At 71.7% G+C, this 17,849-nt stretch carries 17 protein-coding genes; 9 read left to right on the top strand and 8 right to left on the bottom strand.

Going from position 1 to position 17,849, the window contains the following annotated elements:
- Positions 1-141: 141 nt before the first annotated feature.
- Complete coding sequence (locus ABD944_RS41175) at positions 142-1,701, bottom strand: ATP-dependent DNA ligase (RefSeq protein ID WP_345187443.1); 1,560 nt, start codon at positions 1,699-1,701, stop codon at positions 142-144.
- Between the two features lie 123 nt (positions 1,702-1,824).
- On the opposite strand from ABD944_RS41175, the gene ABD944_RS41170 reads away from it, so the two are divergent.
- Positions 1,825-2,574 (top strand): hypothetical protein, encoded by a 750-nt coding sequence (locus ABD944_RS41170; RefSeq protein WP_345187441.1) that lies wholly within the window; start codon positions 1,825-1,827, stop codon positions 2,572-2,574.
- 340 nt (positions 2,575-2,914) lie between these two features.
- On the opposite strand, the gene ABD944_RS41165 is transcribed toward ABD944_RS41170, so the two are convergent.
- From ABD944_RS41165 to ABD944_RS41155, 3 genes are read right to left on the bottom strand one after another with little or no spacing between them, the layout of a single operon-like run.
- On the bottom strand, positions 2,915-3,886 hold the full coding sequence (locus tag ABD944_RS41165) for an AurF N-oxygenase family protein (protein WP_345187438.1): 972 nt from the start codon (positions 3,884-3,886) through the stop codon (positions 2,915-2,917).
- A 56-nt stretch (positions 3,887-3,942) separates the two neighbouring features.
- Positions 3,943-4,803 carry an SDR family NAD(P)-dependent oxidoreductase gene (locus ABD944_RS41160; RefSeq protein ID WP_345187436.1) on the bottom strand — a complete coding sequence of 287 codons (861 nt, stop codon included), beginning with the start codon at positions 4,801-4,803 and terminating at the stop codon, positions 3,943-3,945.
- Between the two features lie 45 nt (positions 4,804-4,848).
- Positions 4,849-5,958, bottom strand: coding sequence for a ferritin-like domain-containing protein (locus ABD944_RS41155; RefSeq protein WP_345187434.1), 1,110 nt, complete (start codon positions 5,956-5,958; stop codon positions 4,849-4,851).
- A 106-nt stretch (positions 5,959-6,064) separates the two neighbouring features.
- Between ABD944_RS41155 and ABD944_RS41150 the strand changes: the two genes are divergently transcribed.
- Positions 6,065-6,739 carry a TetR/AcrR family transcriptional regulator gene (locus tag ABD944_RS41150; protein WP_345187432.1) on the top strand — a complete coding sequence of 225 codons (675 nt, stop codon included), beginning with the start codon at positions 6,065-6,067 and terminating at the stop codon, positions 6,737-6,739.
- Here ABD944_RS41150 and ABD944_RS41145 read toward each other — a convergent pair.
- Positions 6,690-7,328, bottom strand: coding sequence for a TetR/AcrR family transcriptional regulator (locus ABD944_RS41145; RefSeq protein ID WP_345187430.1), 639 nt, complete (start codon positions 7,326-7,328; stop codon positions 6,690-6,692). The genes ABD944_RS41150 and ABD944_RS41145 overlap by 50 nt on opposite strands.
- Positions 7,329-7,410: 82 nt before the next feature.
- Here ABD944_RS41145 and ABD944_RS41140 point away from each other — a divergent pair, with 82 nt between their 5' ends.
- The gene (locus ABD944_RS41140) at positions 7,411-8,874 is read left to right on the top strand and encodes a flavin-containing monooxygenase (RefSeq protein WP_345187428.1); all 1,464 of its coding nucleotides are present in this window, start codon (positions 7,411-7,413) and stop codon (positions 8,872-8,874) included.
- Positions 8,875-8,912: 38 nt separating this feature from the next.
- On the top strand, positions 8,913-9,293 hold the full coding sequence (locus ABD944_RS41135) for a nitroreductase family deazaflavin-dependent oxidoreductase (RefSeq protein WP_345187426.1): 381 nt from the start codon (positions 8,913-8,915) through the stop codon (positions 9,291-9,293).
- 80 nt (positions 9,294-9,373) lie between these two features.
- On the opposite strand, the gene ABD944_RS41130 is transcribed toward ABD944_RS41135, so the two are convergent.
- The 3 genes from ABD944_RS41130 to ABD944_RS41120 form a co-directional block, all read right to left on the bottom strand.
- Entirely contained in the window at positions 9,374-10,162 is a 789-nt protein-coding gene (locus ABD944_RS41130) for an NAD-dependent epimerase/dehydratase family protein (RefSeq protein WP_345187422.1), read from the bottom strand.
- Between the two features lie 125 nt (positions 10,163-10,287).
- Positions 10,288-10,935 (bottom strand): TetR/AcrR family transcriptional regulator, encoded by a 648-nt coding sequence (locus ABD944_RS41125; RefSeq protein WP_345187420.1) that lies wholly within the window; start codon positions 10,933-10,935, stop codon positions 10,288-10,290.
- A 106-nt stretch (positions 10,936-11,041) separates the two neighbouring features.
- Entirely contained in the window at positions 11,042-12,250 is a 1,209-nt protein-coding gene (locus tag ABD944_RS41120; RefSeq protein ID WP_345187418.1) for a PucR-like N-terminal domain-containing protein, read from the bottom strand.
- 474 nt (positions 12,251-12,724) lie between these two features.
- Between ABD944_RS41120 and ABD944_RS41115 the strand changes: the two genes are divergently transcribed.
- The 5 genes from ABD944_RS41115 (at position 12,725) to ABD944_RS41095 (ending at position 17,789) form a co-directional block, all read left to right on the top strand.
- Positions 12,725-13,714, top strand: coding sequence for an ABC transporter ATP-binding protein (locus ABD944_RS41115; protein WP_345187415.1), 990 nt, complete (start codon positions 12,725-12,727; stop codon positions 13,712-13,714).
- A gap of 68 nt (positions 13,715-13,782) precedes the next feature.
- Positions 13,783-14,571 carry an MlaE family ABC transporter permease gene (locus ABD944_RS41110; protein ID WP_179846517.1) on the top strand — a complete coding sequence of 263 codons (789 nt, stop codon included), beginning with the start codon at positions 13,783-13,785 and terminating at the stop codon, positions 14,569-14,571.
- Between the two features lies 1 nt (position 14,572).
- Positions 14,573-15,409, top strand: a complete 837-nt coding sequence (locus tag ABD944_RS41105; RefSeq protein ID WP_345187411.1) for an MlaE family ABC transporter permease — start codon at positions 14,573-14,575, stop codon at positions 15,407-15,409.
- 47 nt (positions 15,410-15,456) lie between these two features.
- A complete protein-coding gene (locus ABD944_RS41100) occupies positions 15,457-16,734 on the top strand; it encodes an MCE family protein (protein WP_345187409.1) in 1,278 nt (425 codons plus the stop codon).
- Positions 16,731-17,789: an MCE family protein gene (locus ABD944_RS41095; RefSeq protein ID WP_345187406.1), complete on the top strand. Its 1,059-nt coding sequence runs from the start codon at positions 16,731-16,733 to the stop codon at positions 17,787-17,789. The genes ABD944_RS41100 and ABD944_RS41095 overlap by 4 nt, the downstream gene beginning before the upstream one ends.
- The last annotated feature ends 60 nt before the right edge of the window (positions 17,790-17,849 follow it).

The raw sequence follows: 17,849 nt of genomic DNA, 5'->3' as shown, positions 1-17,849 counted from the left end.
CTGCCCCCAGGGCGGACCGGCTCGCGGATCCGGACCCGCGCCGCGCCGGCCCGGCGGGCCCGCGGCCGCGCGCACGGGGACGAGCCGCCGGCGGGGGAGCATCCGCCCGCGGAGGCCTCCGGGCTCAGCCCGTGACGCCGCTCAGTCCATGACGGGGGCGACGGCGCGGACGGTGTCGATCGTGTCGGCCTCGGCGGCCGACTTGTCGGGCCGGTACCGCAGGACGCGGGCGAACCGCAGCGCGATGCCGCCGGGGTAGCGGGGGCTGTGCTGGACGCCGTCGAACGCGATCTCGACGACCAGTTCGGGCCGGACGTGCACCGTCCAGGAGTCCTCGCGCACGGCCAGCTCGCGCAGCCTCCGCGTCTGCCAGGCGAGCAGCTCGTCGGTGAGCCCCTTGAAGGTCTTGCCGAGCATGACGAAGCCGCCGGTCTCGGGGTCGCGGGCGCCGAGGTGCAGGTTGGACAGCAGCCCCTGCCGGCGGCCGTGCCCCCACTCGACGGCGAGGACCACGAGGTCGAGGGTGTGCCGGGGCTTGACCTTGATCCAGCCCGCGCCGCGCCGCCCGGCCGTGTACGGGGTGTCGAGGGCCTTGACGACGACGCCCTCGTGGCCGCGCGCGACGGCCTCGTCGAAGACCTCCTTGGCGCGCGCGGGGTCGCCGGTGACCACGCGGGGCATCCGCAGCTCCTCGGGGACGACCCGCGCGAGCGCCGCGTACCGCTCGGCCCCGGGCGCGTCGAGCAGGTCCTCGCCGCGCGCGCTCTGCGGAGGGGCGTCGCCGGCCTCCGCGAGGTACAGCACGTCGAACAGGAAGACGGCCAGCGGCACCGGCTCGGTGCCCTTCGCGGTGCGGGTCGCGGTGCGGGCGGAGGTGACCTGGAACGGGTGGGGGCGGCCGTCGGGCCGCAGGGCGATCAGCTCGCCGTCGAACACGGCCTCGCGGACGGGCAGGCCCCGCACCGCCTCCACCACCTCGGGCAGCCGGGAGGTGATCTCGTCGAGCGTCCGGGTGAACACCCGGACCCCGTCGCCGGACACGTGCACCTGCGCGCGGATGCCGTCGAGCTTCCACTCGACGGCCGCCTCGCCCCCGAGCTTGGCGAACGCCTCGTCGACCGACGGCGCGGCGGCGGCCAGCATCGGCTTGACCGGCCGCCCCACCTCCAGCGTGAACGCGCGCAGTCCGTCGACCCCCTCCGCGAGGGCGGTCGTCGCGACCGGGCCGAGCGAGCCGCGCAGCATGACCGCGCGCCGGACCTCGGCGGAGGGCACCCCGGCGGCCGACGCGATCGCCTCGGCCATCACCCCGTCCAGCGCGCCCTGGCGCAGCTCGCCCGCCAGCAGCCTGACGAGGAAGTCCTGCTCGGGGGCGGTGGCGCGGCCGAACAGCGCCGCGAGCAGCTCGCGCCGCCGGGCGACCGAGCCCGGCCCGGACACGGCGCCGATCTCGTCGAACGCCGCGTCCACCCCGGGCACGGTCAGGGACGGCTCCGCGGCGGGCGGCGGGAGGTCGCGCAGCGCGGCGTACCCCACCCCGATCTGGCGTTGCGGCAGCTCGCCGGACAGGTAGGCGACCACGGTCGCGGCCTCGCCCGGATCGGCCGCGCGCAGGCACTCCGCGAGCGCCGACACCTTGGCCTTGCGGCCCGAGGTGCCCGCGACCGCCTCCGAGGTCCGTGCGATGTCCGCTATCAGCATCCCTTCATTGTGACCACCGGGTCTGACGAACGGCACCGCGAGGGGGCCTGGCCAGGCGGCGCGGCCCTGGTTACGTTGACGGGTGGCGGGAACGGTCGACGGGACGGGAGTGAGGAGTGCGGCGTGGGCCTTCAGCGTCCGGTCGAGCCGTTCCACCGGCCGTATGCGGGTCCGGAGCCGCCGGCCCCGGGCCGGCGCCCGCGCAGGCTGATCGCGGTACTCGCGGCGGCCGTGGCGCTCGCCGCCGCGGTGGTCGCGACCGTCCTGGTCGTGTCCGGGGGGCGCGGGCAGGAGGCCGCCCCGCGGCGCACGCCGGGCGGGCCCTCGCAGCCGCCGGCCGCCCGCCCGCCGGGGTCGCCGGGCTCCCAGGGGAAGGTGATCGGCGCGCTTCCGGCGCCGTGCGGGACGGTCGCGGCGGCCACGGTCGAGCGGGCCGTGCCGAAGGCGGCGCGGCGGCAGAGCGCGAACTCGACGCTCACCACGTGCACGTACTCCTCGACCGGCTCGGCGTTCCGCTGGCTGCGCGTGGAGGCGCACCTGTACGCGCCGGGCGACACCGCGACCCCCGTCCAGGACGCCGAGGGCTACTACGACGCGCAGTGGGCCCAGGCGCACGACGCCCCGCTCGTGCGGACCGTCACCCTGGAGCGCCGGGACGGCCTCGGGGACGAGGCGTACCGCTGGTTCAAGACCGACGAGGGCCAGCCGACCGTGGTCGGGCAGGTCACGGCCCGGGTCCGCAACGCGGTCTTCACCGTCAGCTACAGCGAGCAGGCGCCGCGCAGGGGCCCCGCGGACGCCCGGGAGCGCGCCTGTCTCGACACCGCCACCGCCGCCGCCCGTGAAGTCCTCGCCGCGCTAAGTCATTCCTGACCTGAATCGGCCGAGCACGGCGTCATTTTCGCCGGCACCTTCTATGGTGAACCGGTAAAGGGGAGGGAGCGCGCCGGTCGGGCTCCCGTGCCAGGCAGGATGATCGGCGCGCGGCGATGCCTGGGGAGGAGGGGGTCGACATCGTGACCATGCCATCGCTGGGAGTGTCCTGGGTGTAGGAAACCCAGGCTGAGCTGCCCGTACTCGCCTCAGGGCCGCGGAGTGGTCCCTGCTCCGCGGCCCTTTCGCATGCTCTCGCCGAGTCCAGTTCCCCGCCATTGGCGAACCATTTTCTAATAATCGGTTCGACGTCGAGACAAATGGCCGCCCGATGTAACGGTCAACGCTCCAGCAGCCCCGCCCGGATCCATACGTCGCGCGCCCGGCCGTCCAGGAAACCCACCTCGTCCAGGAACGCGGTGCATTTCCGGAACGACCACGCCATCGTCGCGCGCCGGTGCGGGCTGCGGGCCGCCACGCGCCGCGCCAGCCCCGGATCCAGCCCCACCGCCGTGTAGCAGGACGGGTGCACGAGCTGCGCGGTCGTCAGCCGCGTCGCCTGCGCCATCCCGTAGGCCGCCGCCCGCCGCCGGACCGCCGGGATCTCCGCGACCAGCCGCTTCAGCTCCTCCCGCGCGTACCGGATGTGCCGCGCCTCCTCGACCACGTGGATGCGGGTGACCTGGCGGATCACCGGCTGGACGTCCTCGTCCGGGAAGGTCAGCCGCTGGAACGCGTCGGTGAACTCCTCCACGATCAGCGTTCCGGCGAACATCGGCACCGGGTCGTAGACGGCGCCGAACAGCTTGGCGAGGTGGAACTCCAGCGCCCGGGGCCGGTGCGTGCGCAGCCCGCACGTGCGCACCATCCGGGCGAACATCGTCGAGTGCCGGCACTCGTCCGCGATCTCCGTCAGCGCGTACGCCACGTGGTCGCTGTCGTAGCGGTGCCGGTAGGCGTGCATCACGAGCGACCGCATCAGCAGCATCTCCGACCAGATGCCGAAGGAGGCGATGCTGCACATCTCCCGCTTGGTCAGCTCCACCCGCTGCCGGTGCGTCAGCCCGTCCCACAGCGGCGTCTCGTAGAGCGACGCGAGCTGGGGCGGGAAGTAGAAGACGTCCGGGTCCTGCGGGGCGTCCCAGTCGACGTCCACGTCCGGGTCGAAGGAGTGCTTGCGGGACGCGCGCAGCAGCCGCTCGGCGACCACCTCGCGATGGGTCAGCTCCAGCGTGTGGTCGCCGTCCGCGCACCGGATCCGGGCCGTCCAGTTCCGGGGGCGGCCGTCGCTCAGCAGGACGTCGGGGGGCATCGATCCTTCTCCTCTCACCGCGGGGAGAGTCGGGGGCCGCGCCCGTCGGGCGGACGCTAACCCCGGGCGGGAATCCTGGCCAGCAGGCGCAGGGAGGCGGGGGACACCCGGGAAAGGGCGTGCAGGAGGTGCCCCTCGGCGTTGACGGGCACGACGGGCTTGTTCTTGATGATGGCGTTGACGACCCGCTCGGCGACCTTCTCCGGCGGGTAGTTGCGCAGCCTGATGGCCCGCTGGCCGCGCTCGCGCAGGCGGGCGCGGGCCGCCTCGTCGCCCTCCAGGTGGATCGCGTTGTCGACGATGCTGGTGCTGACGAAACCGGGGCAGACGGCCGTGACGCCGATGCGCGAGCCGGCCAGCTCGGCGCGCAGGCACTCGCTGAGCATGAGGACGGCGGACTTCGTCGTGCAGTAGGCGGGCATGGCGCGCCACTGCGCGAACGCGGCGGCCGAGGCGATGTTGACGATGTGGCCGCCGAAGTTCGGCTTGTCGGGCTTGTTGGGCAGCGCGTCCACCCGGTCGCGCATCTGGCGGCCGAACAGCCGGCAGCCGTGGACGACGCCCCACAGGTTCACGCCGAGGATGCGCTCCCAGTCCTCCACGCCGGTGTCGAGGAAGGGGCCGGTGACCGCGATGCCGGCGTTGTTGACGACGATGTCGGGGACGCGGTGGGTCTCCTTCACCTGCGCGGCGAAGTCCTCCATCGCGGCCTCGTCCGCCACGTCCACCTCGTAGGCGGTGCCGCCCGCGCCGAGCGTCTTGGCGAGGGCGACCGTGCGCTCGGCGGCGGGCAGGTCGATGTCCGCGGCGACGACGGCGGCCCCGTTCCCCGCCAGGGCGAGGGCGACGGCCCGGCCGATTCCGCTGCCGGCTCCGGTGACGACGGCGAGCGCTCCGTCGAAGTGCGCGAGGGGCATCCAGACCTCCGAGGTGTGCGGCGGATCGAATGATCTGAACGTTACTCAGCCCGCCGCCGCCGCGTCGGCGATGACGGCGTCCACCTCCGCTCTGCGGGCGGTCTCCTCGGCGGCGAACCGCTCGGCGTCGACCTTCTCGGCGATCTCCTCGTCCTGGTGCATGAGCGCGTCGAGGTCGGCCTTGGACATGTCCAGGACGCCCATGTCGTCATAGGCGCGCCGGATGCGGTCGCTCCACAGCCCGATGTCCTTCACGCAGGGCACGATGCGGCTGAACAGCAGGCTCTGGAACATCCGCATGTAGGGCGAGTTCTCGACCATCTCGTCGACCTCCTTCGGGTCGATGCCGAAGTTGGTCCAGATCTCCCGGCCGCGGATGCGGTCGCGCATCAGGTAGCAGCCCTCGATGACGAACTCCTCGCGCTCGCGGAGCTCCGCCGGCGAGAGCTGCTTGTAGTAGTCGCGCAGCGCCAGCCGCCCGAACGCGACGTGGCGCGCCTCGTCCTGCATGACGTAGGCGAGGATCTGCTTGGGCAGCGGCTTGGTGGTGATGTCGCGGATGACGCCGAACGCGGCGAGCGCGAGGCCCTCGATGAGGACCTGCATGCCGAGGTAGGGCATGTCCCAGCGCGAGTCGGTGAGGGTCTCGTTCAGCAGGTCCTGCAGCTTGGTGTTGATCGGGTAGACCATCCCGACCTTCTCGTGCAGGAACCGCGTGAACAGCTCGACGTGGCGGGCCTCGTCCATCGTCTGGGTGGCCGAGTAGAACTTGGAGTCGAGGTCGGGCACCGACTCGACGATGCGGGCGGCGGTGACCATCGCGCCCTGCTCGCCGTGCATGAACTGGGAGAACTGCCAGGACGTGGAGTGCCGCCGCAGCTCCCCGCGCTCCTTCTCGGACAGCATGTCCCAGTACTTCGTGCCGTAGATGGCGAGGGACTGGTCGGGGACGCCGAGGACGTCGTGCGGGTCGACCTCAAGGTCCCAGTCGATGCGCTTGACCGAGTCCCACTGCTTGTCCTTGCCCTTCTGGTAGAGGGCGAGGAGACGGTCGCGCCCGTCGTCGTACTCCCAGGTGAACCTGGCGTCGCCGGTCATCGGCACGGTCCAGGCGTCGGACGGGACGGAGTCGGTGTACAGGTCGTGGGTCGACATGGGCGTCCTCCCCGAGCGCAGACGTACGCTGTACGTCCTACGTACAATGTACGTACCGTGTCATGGGACACTTACGGGTGTCAACGGCGAGGGGGGGCGGGAAGCGATGGCGAGGCGTGTGACCTCCGACACTCCGCGACCGGGGCTGACCCGCGCGCGCATCGTGGAGGCGGCGGTCGACCTGATCGAGCGGGAGGGCGCGGACGGCCTGTCGATGCGCCGGGTCGCCGCCGAGCTGGACGTCGCCGTGATGTCGCTCTACAACCACGTCCCGAACAAGGGCGCCCTGCTGGAGGGTGTGGCCGAGCACGTCGTCGCGGGGCTGGAACTGCCCGACGACCCGGCCGAGTCATGGCAGGAACGTGCGCGTGCGCTGGTCCGGGCGTTCCGGAAGGTCGCCCACGACAACCCGCGCTGCATGTCGATCGTCCTCACCCACAAGGTCGACACGCCGGTGGGGCTGCGGCCGGCCGAGCGCGCCCTGGCCCTCGCCGACGCGGCCGGGTTCGACGGCGAGACGGCCGTGCGGATCATGCGGGCGCTCATCGCCTACGCCCTCGGCGCCCAGATGCGCGAGATCGGCATGGCGAAGATGCTGGGGCACCTCGCCGAGACGGGGGCCGAGTCGTGGACGCGCCTCGACCCGGACGAGTTCCCGCACGTGATCGCCTACGGCCCGGCGCTGGCCGACTTCGACGCCGAGGCCGACTTCGAGTTCGGCCTCGACCTGCTCATCGGGGCCCTGGACGCGCTTCCCCGGCGGGCGCCAGGTAAGGGCTGAGGCCGTTCCAGCAGAAGTCGGTCATGTAGCGGGCCGCGTCCTCCGCCGACACGTCGGGACGGCCCGTCTGCCACAGCGCCATCCGCTCGCTCGCGCCCATGATGATCTGCGTGTACGCCTCGATCGTCCCGGCGGGGGCTGACGGGGCGAACGTGCCGAGCACGCCGGCGATGAGCCCGCTCTGCTGCCGCCGGGTCTCGTCGATGGCCCGGATGGCCTCCGGGGCGGCGGCCATCGGCTCGCGCAGCAGCATCGCGAACGACCTGCTGTGCTCGTCGATGAAGCGGAAGTAGGCGACCATCCCGCGCGACAGGATGTCCTCCGGGGTGGTGGCGCCCGCCATCGCCTTCTGGGTGACGTCGAACAGCTCGGCCTTGGACCGGGTCACGCACGCCACGAGCAGGCCGTCCTTGGAGCCGAAGTACTCGTAGAGCATCGGCTTGGAGACCCCGCAGCGCTCGGCGATCTCGTCCATGGAGGCGGCCTGGTAGCCGCGCTCGCCGAACACCCGCTCCGCCACGTCCAGCATCTGCCGCTCGCGCTCGGGGCGCGACATCCGGCGGCGGGGCGGGCGTGTGGCGCCACTCACAGGAAATCTCCTCTGTTGGACCTACCGTCAGTAACCTACTCCCGGTAACTTACTGCGAGTAGGTTAACTGAGAGGAGGGGTCATGAGCGACCGCGCCCCCGCGATCGTCATCATCGGCTCCGGCTTCGCCGGCCTCGGCATGGCGATCCGGCTCAAGCAGTCCGGCTTCGACGACTTCGTCGTGCTGGAGAAGAGCGAAGCGCTCGGCGGGACCTGGCACGACAACACCTATCCGGGCTGCGCCTGCGACGTCCCGTCGCACATGTACTCCTTCTCCTTCGAGCTGAACCCGGGCTGGACGCGGATGTTCGCGCCGCAGCCGGAGATCCGCGCCTACATGGAGCGCACCGCCGACAGGTACGGGGTGCGCGAGCACATCCGCTTCGGTGCGGCGGTCGACGCCATGGAGTACGACGACGACGCCCGCCGCTGGAAGGTGACGCTCGCCGACGGGACGGTCCTCACCCCGAAGGCCGTCGTGTCCGGCATCGGCGCGCTGCACGTCCCGTCCTACCCGGACCTGCCGGGCGTCGAGCGGTTCCGGGGGACGGCGTTCCACTCCGCCGAGTGGGACCACTCCTACGACCTCACCGGCAAGCGCGTCGCCGTCATCGGCACGGGCGCCTCCGCGATCCAGTTCGTGCCGAAGGTCGCCGAGCAGGCGGGCGAGCTCGTCGTCTTCCAGCGGACCCCGCCGTGGATCCAGCCCAAGCCCGACGTGTCCATCCCCGCGCCGGTCCGCGCCCTGTTCGGGAAGGTGCCGGGCGCCGCCCGCGCGTTCCGCGGCGGAATCTACTGGGCGCTGGAGGCCCGCGCCGTCGGCTTCACGATCGACCCGCGGCTGTCCGCCCCGCAGGAGAAGATCGCCCGCCGGCACATCGCCCGCCAGGTCGCCGACCCGGTCCTGCGCGCCAAGGTGACGCCGGACTACACGATCGGCTGCAAGCGGATCCTGCTGTCCAACGACTACTATCCGGCGCTCGCGCGCCCCGGCGTCGAGGTGGAGACCTCCGGGATCGCCGAGGTGCGGGAGAACTCGATCGTCACCGAGGACGGGCGCGAGTACGAGGTCGACTGCATCATCTACGGCACCGGCTTCAAGGTGACCGACGCCCTCACCGACCTGCGCGTCACCGGCCGCGACGGCGTCAAGCTCCAGGAGATCTGGGCGGACGGCATCGAGGCGCACCGCGGCACGACGATCCCCGGGCTGCCGAACTTCTTCATGCTGCTCGGCCCGAACACCGGCCTCGGCCACAACTCCGTCGTCTTCATGATCGAGGTGCAGATCCAGCACGTGCTGAGCTGCCTGCGCCTGATGCAGGAGGCCGGCGCCGACACCATCGAGCCGAGGCCGGAGGCCGCGCGCCGCTTCAACGACCGCCTCCAGCGGCGGCTGCGCCGCGCCGTCTGGAACGAGGGCGGCTGCAACAGCTGGTACCTCGACGACCAGGGCGTCAACCGCACCCTCTGGCCGGGCCACACGTTCGAGTTCTGGGCCGGCTCCCGCAAGGCCAGACCGGAGGAGTTCGTCCTCACCCGCTGACCGCGCGCGAGGGCGGGAGGCCGTGCTACTCAGGAGGCATGGTGAAACCGCTGATGCCGAGATCGGTCGCCCGGTTCAACAAAGCCGTCACGAACCGCGTGCAGGGCGTCTACGCGCCCTACCTCCCGCCCTTCGCCATGATCGTCCACCGGGGCCGCAGGTCGGGGCGCGAGTACCGGACGCCGGTGACCGCGTTCCGCAGCGGCGACCGGCTCATCGTCGGGCTGCCGTACGGGCGGGACGCCGACTGGGTCCGCAACCTGCTCGCCGAGGGCCGCGGCGGCGTGGAACGGCTCGGCCGCGTCCGCCGGCTCGGCCGTCCGCGCGTGCTGACGGCCGCCGACGCCGCCGAACTGCCGCCCCCCGCCCGCATGGCGGCCCGCCACATGGACATCCTGGTCGCCGAGATCGAGGACTGACGGGCGCCGCGGCGAGCCGGCGGATCACCGGGCGCTGCTGGGCCGGGGTGGGGCCTGCCGCACCCTTCGTGACCCGAACGTCACTCGTTTTCCGCGGATCCCTCCAGATGGCGCAGCGTGAACTGGGCGGACGCGAAGTCGCCGCCCTGCGGAACGCCGTCGCCGACGAACGTGTCGGGGATGCCGTAGGAGGCGGCGTCGTCGTGGGGCGCGTAGCCGAGCCGCTCGTCGAGCTCCCAGAACCGGCGCGCGTTGGCCGACACCGCGTACGCCGCGAGGAACCCCGGCGACGGGACGGTCAGCGCCGCGAGGACGAAGCCCGCGCAGTCGCGGTGGCTCAGCCAGGTCGCGAGGTGGCGCGGCTCGGTCGGGCGCGGTTCGAGGCTGCCGATGCGCAGGCACACCACGTCCATGCCGAACTTGTCGGCGTAGAGCCGGCCGAGCGCCTCGACCGCGACCTTGCTGACCCCGTACAGGCCGTCGGGCCGCGGCGGCATGGCGGGCGACACGGTCTCGGTGGACGGGTAGCAGCCGGTCAGCCGGTTGCTGCTGGCGAGGACGACGCGCGGCACCCCGGCCACGCGGGCGGCCTCCAGGATCCGCTGGGCGCCGAGGATGTTGCCCTCGACCAGGTCGGGGAACGGCGCCTCGTCCGGGACGCCGGCCAGGTGGACGATCGCGTCCGCGCCCCGCACGATCCGCGCCGCGTCGGAGAGGTCGCCGCGGTGCACGACCTCGTTCGGCGCCTCGACGCGCATCGGCGCGAGATCGGCCAGTACGAGCCGCTCCGCCTCATCGCGCAGCGGCGCCCGCAGTGCGGTGCCGACCCGTCCGGCGGCGCCGGTCAGCACGATCGTCCCGAGAGTCATGCGCACAGTGTTCCATCCGCGTTCCCTCCCACCCCCACGCCCACGGCCGAGCCGAGGCCGACCTGCCGGGGTCTCCCGGAGCACCGTCTACGACTACGCCAGGCAGCCCTGAGGGCCCGTCGGGCTCACTTGCCGGGGGAGAACATCGGGCGGAAGCCCGCGACGAGCTGGCGGATCACCGGGCGCTGCTGGGCCGGGGTGCGGCCGCGCAGGTCGTGGATCGGGTCGAGGCCGTCGTAGTACGGAGCGAGCGCGAGGAACGGCAGGATCATCATCAGCCAGGTGGCGAGGACCTCGAGGTCGGCGTCGTCGCCGATGGCGCCCTGCGCCTTCCACAGCTCCAGCGTCGGGTGGATGACGAGCAGGTAGTGCTGGTTGGCGGTGTCGCGGACGACGGACCGGACGCCGTTGTCGAGCTCGAAGTTGGTGGCCGCGGTGACGCCGCGCTCCAGCGGGTGGTCGGCCATGTACTCGGTCCAGTCGCAGAGGACGTCGACCAGCCACTCGTCGAAGGGCTGGTCGAAGTCGATCCGCTCGATGCGGCGCTCCATCTCCTCGCGGATGCGGCGCGACGCCTCGTCGCACACGAACGCGAAGAACTCCAGCTTGTCGCTGAAGTACTGGAACAGCGAGCCCTTGGCGATGCCGGCCTCGCGCGCGATGGTGTTGAGGCTGCCGGTCGAGTACCCGTGTTCTCCGAACTCGCGCATCGCCACTTCGAGCACGCGTTCGCGCTTGGCGACGTTGAGGCGGAACCAGGTCGACGTCGGCATGGACCCCTTCGACTTTCCGTCAGGAACCGGTAACCAGGAGGTCAGGATAACGGTCCGCCGCACTCCCTGTGACCCGAACGTCACCCGCGCCCCTGGCGGATCCCGGTCACCGTACGCCGGGCTGGCCCCGGCGGGCGCGCCGGCGACGGTACAGACTCGCGGCGCGGAGGGTGGCGTCGAGGGAGAACCGGGCGTCCGCGTTTTCCAGGCTGTCGCCGAGGTAGCCCTCCAACTGGCGGAGCCGGTACCGGACGGTCTGCGGGTGGATCTTCAGACGCTCCCCGATGTCGACGGCGGTCGCCCGGGTGGTGACGGATTCGGTGAGCGTCTCGACGAGGCGCTTGCGCTGCCCGTCCGACACGTCCTGCAGGGGTTCCAGGTGCCGGCGGGTGAGCTCCTCGACCAGCGGCGGATCGGACAGCAGCCACATGGTCATCAGGTGGTCCTCGCAGGGGATGAGGGAGCCGTCCGGGATGATGCCCTCCTCGGCGAGGTCGAGGACGCGGCGGGCCCAGCGCAGCGAGTGGGCGGCCCGTTCCAGCGGCAGGGTGAGGCCGAGGACGCAGCTGGCGTCCGGAAGCGCGGCGCGTAGCATGTTCCGCCGGTCGGCGGTGAGCGGCCCGGGGACGAGCAGGCACGGTTCCGCCGAGTCGAAGTCGGTGAGGATGTCGGTGTCGAGCGCGGAGCGGGTGCAGGGCGCCTCGGGGTGGACCGCGACGAGGGTGGCCTCGGCCGGCAGCGGCCACCAGCCGGTGGACTTGGCGAGGTCCTCGATGGCCTCGGGGACGACGGCGGGCCGCTGCAGGATCAGATGCAGCAGCCGGCGCCGCTCCTCGCGGCGGCGCAGGTCGGCGTGCCCGGTGGCCTGCTGGTAGCCGAGGCGGGCCTGGGCGACGGATTCCTCGAGGTAGACGAGCATGGCGTCGACCGCGGCGGACACGACGAAGGTGGGGACCTGAGCGCGCTCGGCGAGGACGGCGGTCCGGCGCCACGCGACGTGGAAGGCGATCCGGGCCGCGGCCTGGAGGTGGTCGAGGCTGCGCCCCTCGATGGCCTCGAAGCGGCCGAGGGCGCGGCAGGTCTCGTCGCGCTGGTCGGTGGAGGCGTCCGGATCGGAGATCCGGTCCAGGAAGGTCGGCAGCAGGATGTCGGCGCAGAGCCGGAGGGTCTGGTCGTAGGCGGGATCTGGCCGGTCGTACTCCGGGATGCTCCGCTTGATCTCGGTGACGATCTCGTTCGTGACGTCGGACAGTTCCGCGCGCAGCAGGCCGAGGAATTCCTGGAAGTCAGTCTGACTCCGGTCGTGTTCAGACAAATCTAATGCCTGCGACATGGGAAAGCGAACCTCCACATCGAGCCGGCCGTGCGCCGTGGCGCCGTCCTGGCCGCGGCGCTGGATGGGGTGTGCCGGACGGGAGGCGAACACCCTGGAATGAAATCGATAACACCGTGAACATAAAGTCGCCAGTCGGCGGTGGCAAGGGTCTGCGGTTCGATCGCCCGCACGGCGGCGCATCTTTGCGCGTGATGTGACAAGAACGGCGTTCGGTTGCTGGGCCGGTGATGAAACTCTTTGCCCGCAGGGGCAGGCGTGCCGTGGGCCGGCCTCAAGTTACTAGCTGGTAGTCAACCGGTGACGGTTTCGGAGCGGGAGAGGGCTAAGTCGGTGACAAATTTCTGAGGCCATTTACCGAATTGTGCCGAAGAGCTCGCGATCTCCTATTGAATGCTGCGTCTACTGCGCCGTAATGTCCTCGAAACCTCTCTTCCTAGCGCGAGCGGTGGTGTCGTGGGAATTGAAGTGGTCGTCGAGGGGCTGACGAAAGTCTTCGGCCGGCAGACGATCTGGCGTGATGTCACGCTCACTCTTCCGCCCGGTGAGGTGAGCGTGCTGCTGGGCCCCTCCGGCACCGGCAAGACCGTCTTCCTCAAGTCGCTCGTCGGGCTGCTCAAGCCGGAGGAGGGCCGCGTCCTGATCGGCGGGGTCGACATGGTCAACGACCGCGACCGCGAGGTGTTCGAGGCGCGCAAGCGGTTCGGGCTGATGTTCCAGGACGGCGCGCTCTTCGGCTCGCTGCCGCTGTACGACAACATCGCGTTCCCGCTCCGCGAGCACACCCGCAAGAAGGAGTCCGAGATCCGGCGGATCGTGATGGAGCGGATGGAGATGGTCGGCCTCGTCGGCGAGGAGCGCAAACTGCCCGGCCAGATCTCCGGCGGCATGCGCAAGCGCGCCGGCCTCGCCCGGGCGCTCGTCCTCGACCCGGAGATCATCCTGTGCGACGAGCCCGACTCCGGCCTGGACCCCGTCCGCACGGCGCACATCTCCCAGCTGCTGATCGACGTCAACGCGCGGATCGACGCGACGATGCTGATCGTCACGCACAACATCGACATCGCCGCGACCGTCCCGGACAACATCGGCATGCTGTACCGCCGCGACCTCATCGCGTTCGGCCCCCGCGAGGCGCTGCTGACCAGCGACGAGCCGGCCGTCCTGCAGTTCCTGCACGGCGACACGCGCGGACCGATCGGCATGTCGGAGGAGAAGGACGCCGCGCTGCTCGCCGCCGAAGCCGCCGGCCCGGCGCCCCTCCAGCGCACCCTGGAGATCCCGCCGCAACTGCGCCCCACGCCCGGGACGCCGCCCCGGCAGGGCGAGCTGCGGCACGCGCGGCGCCTCGACGAGATGATGCCGCGCCTCTCCCACCGGGCGCAGCAGGCGATCTACGCCAACCGCAGGCACGCGCCGGAGGGCGGCGTCCCCGATGCGAACTGACCGCCCTCGAACCGACGAGCCGACCGCACCGCGTGGCGACGCGCGCGTGCCCGAGGAAGGAGACGCGCGTGGCGGCACCTGATTCCGCCGTTCCCGGCGCCGGCGCACTGCGCCAGACCGGGCGGCTCTTCGCGCTCGCCGCGACGGTACTGGCGCTGTCGTTCCGGCGCCCGTTCCAGCTCCGCGAGCTGGTCCAGCAGTTCTGGTTCATCGCGTCGGTGTCGATCCTGCCGACCGCGCTCGTCTCCATCCCGTTCGGCGCGGTCATCTCGCTCCAGGTCGGGTCGCTGGCCAAGCAGCTCGGCGCGCAGTCGCTCACCGGCGGGGCGAGCGTCCTCGCCGTCGTGCAGCAGGCCAGCCCGCTGATCGTGGCGCTGCTGATCTCCGGCGCGGCCGGGTCGGCGATCTGCGCGGACCTCGGCTCACGGACGATCCGCGAGGAGATGGACGCGATGGAGGTGATGGGCGTCTCGCCCATCCAGCGCCTCGTGGTCCCGCGCGTCCTCGCCTGCATGGCGGTCGCGGTGCTGCTGAACGGCCTGGTCTCCGTCGTCGGGGTCGCGGGCGGCTACTTCTTCAACGTGCTGCTGCAGGACGGGACGCCCGGCGCCTACCTCGCCTCGTTCTCCGCGCTCGCGCAGCTGCCCGACCTGTACATCGGCGAGTTCAAAGCGCTGATCTTCGGATTCATCGCCGGCGTGGTGGCCGCCTACCGCGGCCTGAACCCGAACCCCGGCCCGAAGGGCGTCGGGGACGCGGTCAACCAGTCGGTCGTCATCACGTTCCTGATGCTGTTCTTCGTCAACCTCGTGCTGACCGCCATCTACCTGCAGGTCGTCCCCCCGAAGGGAGCGTGACATGGCGGTTCCCGGGGGTCGCCGCCTCCGCCCGGTGAGTCTGGTCTCCTGGCTGGACCAGCCCGGCGACCAGCTCGGCTTCTACGTCCGGGCGCTGCTGTGGACGCCGCGCGCGATGCGCCGCTACCTGCGCGAGTCGCTGCGGCTGCTCGGCGAGGTCGCGTTCGGCAGCGGCGCGCTCGCCGTCATCGGCGGCACCGTCGGCGTGATGATCGGCATGACGGTGTTCACGGGCGTCGTCGTCGGCCTGTCCGGCTACGCCGCGCTCGACCAGATCGGGTCGGCGGCGTTCACCGGCTTCGTGTCGGCGTACTTCAACACCCGCGAGATCGCCCCCCTGGTGTCCGGGCTGGCGCTGTCGGCGACGGTCGGCGCCGGGTTCACCGCGCAGCTCGGCGCGATGCGGATCAACGAGGAGATCGACGCGCTGGAGGGCATGGGCATCCAGTCGGTGCCCTACCTGGTCACCACCCGGATCATCGCGGGGACCGTCGCGATCGTCCCGCTGTACGGCATCGGGCTGCTCAGCTCCTATCTGGCCTCCAGACAGGTGACGCTCTGGTTCAACGGGCAGTCGGCCGGTACCTACGACCACTACTTCGACATCTTCCTCGCCCCGGAGGACGTGCTGCTCTCGTTCGCCAAGGTGCTGATCTTCAGCGTGATGGTGGTGCTCGCGCACTGCTACTACGGCTACCGCGCGGTCGGCGGCCCCGCCGGCGTGGGCGTCGCCGTCGGCCGCGCGGTCCGTACCGCGATCGTGCTGATCAGCGTGACGGACTTCTTCGCCAGCCTCGCCATCTGGGGCGCCACGACCACCGTGAAGGTGACGGGCTGACATGGGCCGAACTGACATGGGTGGATCTGACATGGGGTGGAGCTGACATGGCCCGGCGAACCACCCGGCACGTGGTCGGGCAGCGCCTCACCGGGGTGGCGTTCCTGCTCGTCCCGGCGCTGCTGGTCTGGTTGTCGATCGCGATCTACGACAAGCAGTTCACCGACGCGACGATGGTGACGCTGCGCACCTCGACGGCCGGGCACGAGATGCACGCGATGGCGGACGTGAAGGTCCGCGGCGTCGTCGTCGGCGAGGTCCGGTCCATCACGGCGGACGGGGCCGGCGCGAAGCTGGAGCTGGCCCTGAAACCGGGGATGACCGACCGGATCCCGGCGGACGTCCAGGCGCGGCTGCTGCCGACGACGGTGTTCGGCGCCCGGTTCGTCTCGCTGGTCCCGCCGCCCGGGTCGGCGGGACGGCCGATCACCGACGGTGACGTGATCTCCGAGGACCGCAGCCAGAACGCGGTGGAGCTGTCGGAGGTCCTCAACCACACGATGGACCTGCTCGACACCATCCAGCCGGCGAAGCTCTCGGCGACGCTGAACGCCATGGCGCGGGCGCTGGAAGGGCGCGGCGACCAGATCGGCCGCAACTTCGAGCAGCTCGACGCGTTCCTGACCAGGCTCAACCCGGAGGTGCCGGCGCTCGCCCGCAACCTCCGGGAGCTGGCGGCGTTCACCCAGCACGCCTCCGACGCGGCGCCCGACCTGCTTCAGGCGCTCACGGACTTCACGGTCACCAGCCGGACGATCGTCGACGAGCGCACCGCCCTCGCGACCCTGTACGACGCGGTGTCGGGATCGTCCGCCGACCTCGAGGACTTCCTGCGCGCCAACTCCGGCAACATCATCGCGCTGGCGACCGAGAGCCGGGGGAGCCTGGACCTGATGCGCCGCTACGCCCCGGCCGCGCCCTGCACGTTCCGCGCGCTCGCCGGCTTCATCCCGACGATGAACAAGGTCCTCGGCAAGGGCACGAACGAGCACGGCGTCCACGGCGTGGTCGTGCCGGTCACGAGCAAGGGCCGCTACGTCCCGGGCAAGGACGCCCCCCGCTACGACGGCGGCGGCGGGCCGCGCTGCCCGGGCGTCCCCTACCTCGGGACCGGGGACGGGGTGCGGGTGCTGCCCGCAGGCGGCGCGCCCGGCCAGGGCGGCGCGGCCGGCAGCGGCCTCGGCCCCGCGAACTCGGCGGCGGAGAACGACCTGGTCAACGAGCTCGCCGGGGCGCCGCTGGACGAGGTCCCCGAGGAGTTGCCGGACTGGTCCAGCGTGCTGGTCGGGCCGATCTACCGGGGCACGGAGGTGACGGTGAAGTGAGGCTCACCGGTCAGGGGATCAAGGGCATGGGCTTCCCCCTCGTCAGCTCGCTGATCTTCATCGTGGTCACGGTGCTGGCGACCGCGCTGCTGGCGTCCAGCATCACCGGCGCCACCAGCGGCGACCGCGTCACCTACTACGCCAAGTTCACCGACGTGGCCGGGCTCCATCCGGGGCACGGCGTGCGGATCGCGGGCGTCGAGGTCGGCCAGGTCGAGGAGATCGAGGTGAGCGACCGCCGGCTCGCCCGGGTGAAGATCTCCGTCGACCGGGACCGGCGGATCCCCGCGTCGGCGACCGCCGCCGTCAAGTACCTGAACCTGGTCGGCGGACGGTACGTCTCCCTCGGGCAGGGCACCGGCTCGCCCGGCGAGGTGCTGAGGCCCGGCGGGACGATCCCGGTCGAGCACACCGCCGGGACGCTCAACCTCACCCAGCTGTTCCAGGGGTTCCAGCCGCTCATGCAGGCGCTGTCGCCCGGGGACGCCAACAAGCTCTCGGAGTCGGTCGTCAAGGTGCTCCAGGGCGAGAGCGGCACCGTGGAGAGCCTGCTGCGCACCGTCGGGGAGCTGTCGAGCACGCTCGCCGCCAAGGACAAGGTGATCGGCCAGCTCATCGCGAACCTCGACAGCGTCGTCCAGACCATCAACGGGCGGGACGGCCAGCTCGTCGACCTGGTCACCACGCTGCGCCGGTTCACCTCCGGCCTCGCCACCGACCGCGTCCCGATCGGCCGGGCGCTCGGGTCGGTCGCCGACCTGACCACCGCCACCGCCGGGCTGCTCCAGGTCACGCGGGACCCGCTGAAGGACGACATCGTCCAGCTCGGCCGGCTCAGCGACAACCTCAACCGCGACGAGCCGCTGCTGACGCGCTTCCTCCAGCGCTCGCCCGGGAAGATGGCGACCTTCGGCCGCCTGGCCTCCTACGGCTCGTGGGTGAACTTCTACCAGTGCGAGGTGAAGTTGATCGGCGTCAGCTACGCGGGCTCCGACCTGTCGAACCAGCCGCCGCCGACCGGCCTGCCCATCAAGGACGCGAGGTGCCGCGGATGACGCCCCCGACTCCGCCCCCCGGCGGCCCGCCCCCCGTCCCCCCGGCGGGCGGGCCGCCCG

The sequence above is a fragment of the Actinomadura verrucosospora genome, assembly GCF_039540335.1.
GTDB lineage: Bacteria > Actinomycetota > Actinomycetes > Streptosporangiales > Streptosporangiaceae > Spirillospora > Spirillospora verrucosospora.
The sequence above is the reverse complement of the archived record's forward strand: the minus strand, read 5'-3'. Positions and strand labels throughout refer to the sequence as shown.